14 protein-coding genes and 1 pseudogene are annotated in these 8,657 nt (G+C 29.9%); 3 read left to right on the forward strand and 12 right to left on the reverse strand.

What is annotated here, in order from left to right:
- Positions 1 to 53 precede the first annotated feature (53 nt).
- The gene (locus NK213_RS18075; RefSeq protein WP_253351820.1) at positions 54 to 449 is read right to left on the reverse strand and encodes a hypothetical protein; all 396 of its coding nucleotides are present in this window, start codon (positions 447 to 449) and stop codon (positions 54 to 56) included.
- A 290-nt stretch (positions 450 to 739) separates the two neighbouring features.
- Between NK213_RS18075 and NK213_RS18080 the strand changes: the two genes are divergently transcribed.
- The 3 genes from NK213_RS18080 to NK213_RS18090 all read left to right on the forward strand — a co-directional run bounded on the left by NK213_RS18080 (position 740) and on the right by NK213_RS18090 (position 2,481).
- Positions 740 to 877, forward strand: a complete 138-nt coding sequence (locus tag NK213_RS18080; RefSeq protein WP_253351822.1) for a hypothetical protein — start codon at positions 740 to 742, stop codon at positions 875 to 877.
- Between the two features lie 117 nt (positions 878 to 994).
- Positions 995 to 1,366 carry a phage antirepressor N-terminal domain-containing protein gene (locus NK213_RS18085; protein WP_253351824.1) on the forward strand — a complete coding sequence of 124 codons (372 nt, stop codon included), beginning with the start codon at positions 995 to 997 and terminating at the stop codon, positions 1,364 to 1,366.
- Positions 1,367 to 1,797: 431 nt separating this feature from the next.
- Positions 1,798 to 2,481, forward strand: coding sequence for an acyltransferase (locus tag NK213_RS18090; protein WP_253351826.1), 684 nt, complete (start codon positions 1,798 to 1,800; stop codon positions 2,479 to 2,481).
- 130 nt (positions 2,482 to 2,611) lie between these two features.
- Here the strand turns inward: NK213_RS18090 and NK213_RS18095 are convergent, their stop codons facing one another.
- The 11 genes and pseudogenes from NK213_RS18095 to NK213_RS18145 form a co-directional block, all read right to left on the reverse strand.
- The gene (locus NK213_RS18095; protein WP_253351828.1) at positions 2,612 to 2,839 is read right to left on the reverse strand and encodes a hypothetical protein; all 228 of its coding nucleotides are present in this window, start codon (positions 2,837 to 2,839) and stop codon (positions 2,612 to 2,614) included.
- Between the two features lie 179 nt (positions 2,840 to 3,018).
- Complete coding sequence (locus NK213_RS18100) at positions 3,019 to 3,327, reverse strand: hypothetical protein (protein WP_253351830.1); 309 nt, start codon at positions 3,325 to 3,327, stop codon at positions 3,019 to 3,021.
- Entirely contained in the window at positions 3,314 to 3,634 is a 321-nt protein-coding gene (locus NK213_RS18105; protein ID WP_253351837.1) for a hypothetical protein, read from the reverse strand. The genes NK213_RS18100 and NK213_RS18105 overlap by 14 nt, the downstream gene beginning before the upstream one ends.
- 19 nt (positions 3,635 to 3,653) lie before the next feature.
- Positions 3,654 to 3,974, reverse strand: a complete 321-nt coding sequence (locus NK213_RS18110; RefSeq protein ID WP_253351839.1) for a hypothetical protein — start codon at positions 3,972 to 3,974, stop codon at positions 3,654 to 3,656.
- A gap of 13 nt (positions 3,975 to 3,987) precedes the next feature.
- Positions 3,988 to 4,551 carry an N-acetylmuramoyl-L-alanine amidase family protein gene (locus tag NK213_RS18115; RefSeq protein WP_253351844.1) on the reverse strand — a complete coding sequence of 188 codons (564 nt, stop codon included), beginning with the start codon at positions 4,549 to 4,551 and terminating at the stop codon, positions 3,988 to 3,990.
- 2 nt (positions 4,552 to 4,553) lie between these two features.
- A complete protein-coding gene (locus NK213_RS18120) occupies positions 4,554 to 5,018 on the reverse strand; it encodes a hypothetical protein (RefSeq protein WP_253351846.1) in 465 nt (154 codons plus the stop codon).
- A 14-nt stretch (positions 5,019 to 5,032) separates the two neighbouring features.
- On the reverse strand, positions 5,033 to 6,175 hold the full coding sequence (locus NK213_RS18125; RefSeq protein ID WP_253351848.1) for a hypothetical protein: 1,143 nt from the start codon (positions 6,173 to 6,175) through the stop codon (positions 5,033 to 5,035).
- A gap of 15 nt (positions 6,176 to 6,190) precedes the next feature.
- Positions 6,191 to 6,748 (reverse strand): phage tail protein, encoded by a 558-nt coding sequence (locus NK213_RS18130; RefSeq protein ID WP_253351850.1) that lies wholly within the window; start codon positions 6,746 to 6,748, stop codon positions 6,191 to 6,193.
- The gene (locus tag NK213_RS18135) at positions 6,745 to 7,860 is read right to left on the reverse strand and encodes a baseplate J/gp47 family protein (protein ID WP_253351852.1); all 1,116 of its coding nucleotides are present in this window, start codon (positions 7,858 to 7,860) and stop codon (positions 6,745 to 6,747) included. The genes NK213_RS18130 and NK213_RS18135 overlap by 4 nt, the downstream gene beginning before the upstream one ends.
- A complete protein-coding gene (locus NK213_RS18140) occupies positions 7,860 to 8,177 on the reverse strand; it encodes a hypothetical protein (RefSeq protein WP_253351854.1) in 318 nt (105 codons plus the stop codon). Before NK213_RS18140 ends, NK213_RS18135 begins: the two co-directional genes overlap by 1 nt.
- Positions 8,170 to 8,571, reverse strand: a pseudogene (locus NK213_RS18145) (phage tail protein); the annotation flags it as partial. The gene NK213_RS18140 and the pseudogene NK213_RS18145, both read right to left, overlap by 8 nt.
- Positions 8,572 to 8,657 lie beyond the last annotated feature (86 nt).

Below are 8,657 nucleotides of genomic sequence, written 5' to 3' on the forward strand. Positions count from 1 at the left end.
TTCAAAACACCTCTTTCTTTTTTTATTATATCATTGTTTAGATTTTGGTGTTCCTACTTTACTATAGCACTACAATCTCCGTATTCAAAAAATTTATTTACATCAACCATTTTCAAAGTTAAATCTCTCTCAGGAAAGTAATTTGGTATCCAGCCATCCTTTAAACTCTCTTTCCATTTTTTTCTATCTGACTCATTATTATATATTACAAAATCCGGTTCCCACCCCTCCCAATCTAGTAAAATATACTTATATAAAACAGCAAAAGCCTTTTGATTATCTAATTCCTCTTTTCTTTTCAAAATTATTATTCTAGTGTTTATTCCGCCTTTCCATTTCCCAGTTGTCCATTCTTCCTCAAATTCAAATTTTCTAGTATCAATTTCATCAACTAATTCTGCAAATAAGCTCTTATTCTCGAATAATTCAATTACTTTATTATAAAACATATTTTTTCTCCCTTACTTAATCCCTCTCTTATTTTATTCTATTTAAACAAAAAAGCCCATTTTACAAATCTCTACAAGACCTATAAAATAAGCTCTTAAAACCTTCTCGCGGTTCTCAGTGGTGCCCAGACACACATTAAATTCAACGACAGACTTTTTAGCATTCCCCCATATCAACAATTATAATGGTTTACGACAATTTTTACAAGTCGTATTTTTTTTATTCTCAAAATATTCGCTTGACTTTCTGTCAAAACGGTAGTATATTGGTATTATGAAAGAGGTGCATTATGGATAAAAAAAGTTTGAATTTTAAAGTACCTGAAAAGCTTTATAATCAGCTCAAAGAAGAAGCAAATAAAAAAAATATTTCATTAGCTGCTATGATAAGAATAATATGTTCAGAGTATTTTGAAAGTAAAAAATAAAAAAAGCCCCTTTCATAAAGAAAAGAGCTTGAAGATTTAATATTTCCGTGACAAGAATATTATATCAAAAAAAGCTCTTAAAATCAACAAAAACAATAGATTTTAGGAGGAAAAATTATGAAAATTTTAAAAAAAGAAGTTGAGTTTAATGGAGTTAATTTAACAGGAATTAAAACACAAGAAGGTAAAATTTATATCATTGTGAAAGCTTTCTGTGAAATTTTAGGTATTGATCCAAGTGGACAACTTAAGAGAATCAAGCGTGATGAGACTTTAAACGAAGGTGTGGACATGATGTCCATACCTACTGAAAGCGGCAAACAAGATACAACCTTATTAGAACTTGACTTTTTGCCTATGTGGTTAACAGGCATAAGGGCAGAACGTTGTAAAAAAGAAATACGGCCATACTTAAAAGAATTTAAACTAAAAGCAAAAGATGTTCTGGCTGATGCTTTCTTGGGAAAAAGACTAGAACCTAAATTTTAAATTAAATATAATCCAAGACTTAAAGATATGGGTACACACATGTCAAACCTAGTAAATTTAGAGAAAGAATTAAGAGCGATACATAAAAAAATAATTATTGAATATAATTGTATTGATTCCTTAGCTTGTACAATGATTGAAATTCACAAGTGGAATAATAAATATATCCACCTAGAACACTATAAGAATCAAAAATAAGAAGATGCCTAATGAGGCATCTCCTTGTTTATCAGTTTTGTGGATGTTCTGAATAATTCGATAATTTTTTTGAAAATTCTTTTTTTATAAACTTTGAAAATATATTTATGTATTATTAGTATATTTTATTATTTATTTTACATGAAACAGAAATATCAAAAAAAGTTCCTCATTCTTTAAAATAATTTCTCTATATGCTATAATAAATCAAATTTAATAGGAGGTCTTACATCTTGAATTTTAAATATCTATTAACAAACAAATTAGAAGTTAAAAAAAGCAATAAATTAAACTTCGAAAAACATTCCAAAATAAAGTACAATAAGATAAAAATAAAAGGTAGAAACAATTGTATTACAACTTCAGATAATTCCGTTCTTAAGGAATGCCACATCGAAATAACTGGAGATAACAATAATATAACTTTATCAGCTAATTCAAAAGTGGCTAAGTGTAAAATCCAAATTACAGCAAATAATAGTTATATCAAATTTGATGAAAATACTAATATACAAGGTAGTAATATCCATCAGTTTTCCAATGAAGGTACAATTTCTATAGGAGAGTATACAACTTTCACTGGTGTTAATTTAATTTCGGAAGAAACTAATAATCAAATTATTATTGGGAAAAACTGTATGTTCTCATATGGAATTAATATTAGAAATACTGATAGTCATCCTATTTATGATCTTGATAATTACCTAATTAATAAAGGAAAACAAGTGACTATAAATAACAATGTTTGGGTTGGGATGGATGTTACTATTCTTAGAGGTTCTAATATTGAAGACGGCTGTGTGATAGGAGCCAAAAGTTTAGTTAGTGGTAATATAAATAAAAAAAATAGTATTGTGGCTGGAGTTCCTGCTAAAATCATAAGAGAAAATATCAAATGGGAACGTAAATTTAAATAAAAAAATACTCTCTGGAATTCCATAGAGTATTTTAACTTTATTAAGTTTTTAAAGTTTACATAGAAATTTTGAAAGTCTCCATTTTTTAAATATTTAATTATAATACATTTAATTATCACACTCAAATATATTAATTGAAATATTTTTTCAAAAATTCATCAAACCATTCATCAATTTCCGGCCAATCTGCTCGCCCAACTCCCTTAGCCGTTTTCATCTTAAGTGATGCAGTTATAAGTTCTTTCTTCATTTGTGGTTTTATCCTAGTCAGGAAATTATCTTCTTTTTTCAATTCTTCCAATGATTCCAAAACTTGCTCTTTTAAAATGTCTAAATTATTCTGTATATCTTCTTTCATAATAATACACCTCCATAATATTTTATATTATAATTCTAACAAATAATATACAATTATACGATTTTGAATATAGATGATTAATAGAAATCTCCAAAATAATTTCTCTGACTTTTTGGCATTTATAACAATATTTTTCATTTTCCTTAGTTTTTCTACATTTTAAAAAAGAACCCAATAAATTAACTGGGTTCTATCTTTTTAAAATATTTTTTATCATAATCATATAATACAAATAATAAGAAACTAAGCTTTATTATCTGAACTGCTACATTTACTGTATCTGTCATTTTCATTCTTCGTTTTCCTTCTATTAACATCATCCGTTCTTCTGTTTCCGACGGATACATTACCGCCACTTCTCTTAATGCTTTAAAATCTTCTTTCATAAGATGATGTCTTATACTCTCCTGTAACACTCCTAACAGCATTATCAATACAGCTAGTCTTACTATTAATCTTCTTGTATAATCCTGTCTACTTTTTTTCATTATTACCACCTGCCTTATTTTTTATATATTTTTCTACTAAGTCAGGAAGTATTTTTGCCATCATCTCACTTAAAAAGCCTAATAAGAATATCGGAAATGTGTTTATCAAATCTAATTCCTCTACTTTTAAATACTTCTGTAATGCTGTTAGATATACTGCTAAAGCAAAGCAACCCCATAATACTCTTAACCATATCGGCTTTATTGGCAAATTTTTCTCTGCTCTATAGGTTATATTCCCTAAACTCCCTATTATTATCGCATACACTATAAATAGTATATGCGATATATTCAGTATAAAATCCATTATGTTCTCCCCTCATATTTTAGATCCCTATTGCTTTCTTTTCCTCTTTTAATATTGATTCTAATAGGTTTCTCAAATCAAAAACCTCCCTAAGCTCTGTGAATACTCCTTCAAAAATATCTTCTGTAAAATCCTCTATAAAGTTCGGAATAAATTTATTATCTTTTAATTTAGCTGATTTAACGAATTTCTCTATATTATCCCACACATAATCATCCAGTATATTTTGAAGCTTATCTGCTCCTGCTTTCCCTTTGTTCACAATTTCTTCTTCCAAGATTCTTTTTCTGATCCACTCATTAATTTTTCCTACAATATACATTTTTGCCATTAATCCCATAATTTCCACTCTCCTAATATAATTTTATTTCGCTTATTTCTCCTATATTCTTACCATTTTGTACCAGATAAATTTTATTATCCAACTGTCCTGAAACTCCTTTTTGTTTTTGTATTTCTTTCTCTATATCTTTTATAAATTGTTCCCAATGTTTTAAAATTATATGTGGACAGTCTTTTCCGCTCCAAGATTTATGAGTTCTAACCTTTTCAGTTCCCCAACCTTTGGCAATTAGTAGACTTGCAATTAATTCAATTGCTTTTTTTTCTCCAGCTTCTCCTGCACTATCACATACTTCAATTCCTATACTTGTACTATTACCCTCTGATGTTCCTGCGTGATAAGCTATCTCATCAAGTGGAATAGCTTCAATTGCCTCTTTACCATCAACGACTATGTGCCAACTCGCTGATCTTGTATTTTCTGGATTAGTTAACCAGCCTCTTTCATTTTTTGCAGAACTTGATGGATTTCCTGTATTATGGACAGTTATCCAGTTATAAGCTGACAATTTTTTACCTGGTCTTTTTTTAGCATTTATTGGTATATGTTCTTTTTTTACTTCATTATATTTCATTTTTATCCCTCCAATTTCTGTAATTCTTCTGTTATTTCATTTATTTTTTTATCTAACTCTGTTGTATCTTCTTCAAATTCTATAAAGTCTCTTCTTTCTTTCCTCAATTTTACTCTTTCACTCTTTAAATATAAAATTTTACTATTTATATATTCTTTTTTTAGTTCCTCATTTATTACAATTTCCCCATTTTCATATTTTTCATAAACTTCCAATCTTACAAGTTTATTATTTAGAACGGCTTCATTATTTTGTAAAGGCATTAATCCTTTTATCTTTGCTTCTTCATCTGTTAATTTTATTATTTTATTTTCTTCAAACTTAGCAAATGGGAACAAATAAGGGGCTTCAAATAATAAATCTGTTTCTTCATTTAAAATAAATTTCTCATCTTCTTTTAGCATCCTATTTACTTGAATTGTATTTTTTTCCATAAGCATTTTTTTATCTATTATAGCTTTTATCATTTTTTCTCTCCTTTTTATGATATTCTTTTCCAAAAATAAACAGTTATATACGGTTGTAAATTACTGTGTTCTTTTCCTCCACCGGTATTATTCGCTGTATGTGCATGATTTCCTGCTGCATCCATTCCATGGGCATGGTTTCCTGCTCCATATGTTCCAGGTGTTGAACCACCTGTCCAACCATCAGACCATGATGTCATACCCCACGCATTATCCCATGTATATTTATCATTTCCCATTCTTCCACCACCACCAGCATGCCATATTCCCCAGTCTGGCTGATAAACTCCTGGATTTTCTCCCCACGGGATTATATGCTGGTGTGCTGGCATATAGTGTGCGTGATCTCCGACAGTATGGGCATGATCTCCGACTGCATGAATTCCATGTGCGTGATTCCCAGCCGCATTAATTCCATGTGTGTGTGCTGGTATTTGATCTATTGTTAGGGTTGTTGTCTTGTTTCCACCTGTTTTTTCTATTGCATTAAAACTAACATCATTAGCATCAACTCCAATCAAAGTCCTACCTTCTGCGTATCTTTCCCAATCTCCAGTAAAAATAACATTAGGATTAAAATTTTCATCTACACTTGTATAAATCGCTCCCACAGGGTACAAATAATCAGCTATCTTTTTAAAACTCGTTATTCCTTCTTCTTCTGCTGTCGCCTTTTGTGTCTTAGCAACATATATTTCTTTTGCCTCATCTTTAGTTAAATATGTTGTGCTTTCATCTATAATTGCTGTTATATTTTCAGCTTGCTTAATTACTGTATAAAGCAAATATTCATATTCAAATAAATTCTTATTATCATATAGTGGAAATAAATCCGGAATTTTAGCCTTATTATAAGAATATAATATTTCTTTGTTATCCTCACCTTTTGCAAAAATCCCCACTTCCTTTATATAATATCCTTCTGAATTTTCTTTATTATTAAATATTGTCTTTAATAAAACCGATTCTTTTTCCAGTTTTATTTGATTTATTGGATATGTTGCTTTTTCTTCCACTAAACTCTCTAAATTGTATATATCAACAGCTTCTCCACTTCCTATTTTTATATTTGTAAATGTTATTTTTTCTCCTAACAGTGCTTTTCTTAACAGCTCTTCCCCTTTTTTCGTTAATATAAAACCTTCAAAAACAGCCACTCTTTTTTACTCCTCTCATATTAATATTACTTTATTTCTAATAACTGAAACCGTGCCATAATGTAATTGGTCTTTACTTTTTCTTTCGAAAGAAATTGCTTTTAACCATGACCGAACATTTTTATATTCATTTATTGCCTCAATTACTTTGTAATAATCCTCTATTGTTTCCAGTTCTCCCTGAGTAGTTACTTTAAATTCTCCAGGATTTCCTCCAAATTCAAACCACTCCTTAACCTCTCCATTTCCAAATAAGATACTTGTTATTTTTTCTACTGCAAATGGTGTCCCCTTTGTCCTATGTGTTATTAGCGAGGTTTTTAATAATTCTTTTTTTTGCTGTATTTGTAGATCAGATTTATAATAATCCACATGCAAATCAAGAGCCAGTTCATCTATTTTCCACTCTTCCAGTTCATCTATTCTGTCAAACAATATAACTTCCGGAATATTTTGAATAAAATTCTTTAGCATGTAATTTATTGATTTTAATACATTTAAAGTATCCTCATCATTTTTAAAATTAAAAGGTATAAGATCCAATAAACTGACATCATCAATAAATTTTTTCATTCTAGTTCAACTCCTTTAAAAATTACTTTTATTTCATCTTTTACGACTGCAACTTCATTTTCATTGATAACTTTGAATACCGGACTTATTATGTTAACTCTTTTTACTCCTATTAATTTTAGCTGGTGTATTAATTCATCTGTATTTATATCTCTACCCAGCTTCCCTTTCTGCCATTCTGTCCATTCCTGAACTGCTAACTCTGCATTATTTTTTATAGAAGTAGCTTGTTTTTCATTGGATTTATCAATATAAAATTCTAATTCTACATTGTACTCTTTTATTTCTGGTTCTTTTATATTTACAAAATCTGTAAGAGGTCTTAATTCTCTATCATTTATTACATCATAAACATGCTTTTTTAACTCTTCTGTTGGTTTTCCATATTTAGTCCATACATATACATCAACATATCCAGGCTGTGGACTTAGAGCTTTGACATCTATAATATCTGTACTTGTCGACTTCGCCCAAAATTCATAAGCTCCTGACGGTCCTGCAACTGAAAAACTTTCCGGAACTTCCATAAGCCTTTCTCTGTATCTCTCATCTGATTCTATTTCTGTTCCCCCGCTTGTTTCTGTTACATTAGTAACAGCCTTATAATATGGAAATAAATCAACAATATTTGTTATCTGTCCTGGTAAATATCCATTCCCTACTTCTCCGGCTGTTGTACATACCGCCTGAACTCTTGCTTTAACATTTCCTTTTAATACTTTTACCTGTTCTTCGGTTTCAAATACAAGTTCATTTACTGATATTTTTGTAGCTCTTGCAATTACAACATCCACAGGTTGTACAGCACTTATTTCAAACTCTATAGTTGTTCTGGCCGGCTGTGCTCCTAACCTTTTTCCTCTTGTTCCGTATAATTCGCCTTTGGCATCCAGCCTGTTGTCTCTTGCAAATCTTAAAAAGTTTTGTTTAGCTGTGTCATTCATTACTTCCTGTGCCAAAGCTAACATATATGCTACTGACTTAAAGATTATCCTTCGGGGATCTGCTTCTTGTAATTGTATTCCTGTTAATTCTGCATATTTATTAACAGCTGTTATCTCATTATCTTTTGCCGTTGTATCTATAAAATCAAAATTTTCATAATCAGACACTATACTATCACCTCCACTTCCAATATTATATAAAAATTCCCATTTGTTTCTTCTCCATCTTTCAATTCAACCCTTAAACTATTTATTCTTATTCTAGGCTCATATCTTTTAAATAAAGGTATTAATTTATTTAAAAGGATATTTGTAACCTCTGTTGATTTTCTATCAATCAAAGCCCAATCTTGAGCGAATTCTCGCATTAATGGAACAGTTCCAGCAAATGTAGTTAAAATAGTTCGGCCATTCTGCAAAATTTCTTCTATAAGATTATCTGGCATATAATTTATTTTCAAACTTTTATTTGTTATCTCATGCATCTCTAACACTTCCCTGACTATCTATTATTTCCCCTTCTGACATTTGCTGCACTTGATTTTTTGTACTTCTTTCTTCTCGGAGTTGCCTTAAACTTTTTGTATTATCCCTATATTCTTTTAAAGTAACCGTAACCTCCACATATCTAAAGCCGTTATAATATTTGTTAAAAACTTCAGATATACTATCTAATATGAAAGGAAATTCTCCGATTGTATTTCCACCAATTGAAAGATAATGATTTTCGCCATCTTCAAGTATATTATTGAGTTTTGTTAATGTTCCGGTTATGTCACTTCCTAAACTGTCAGTTAACTGCATATCAAAGGTTATTGTATTTAATTCTCTGCCTCGGAATTCCAAAAATGACAAATCATTTAAAATTGCGTGTTCTTCCCACTTACTCTGTAATGGTCAAGCAAAATGGGAACATTAGGATCCAAAGAAATTGAATCTAGCCTGGTAAGGAGTAATAAACCCAT

The organism is Sebaldella sp. S0638, assembly GCF_024158605.1.
Lineage (GTDB): Bacteria > Fusobacteriota > Fusobacteriia > Fusobacteriales > Leptotrichiaceae > Sebaldella.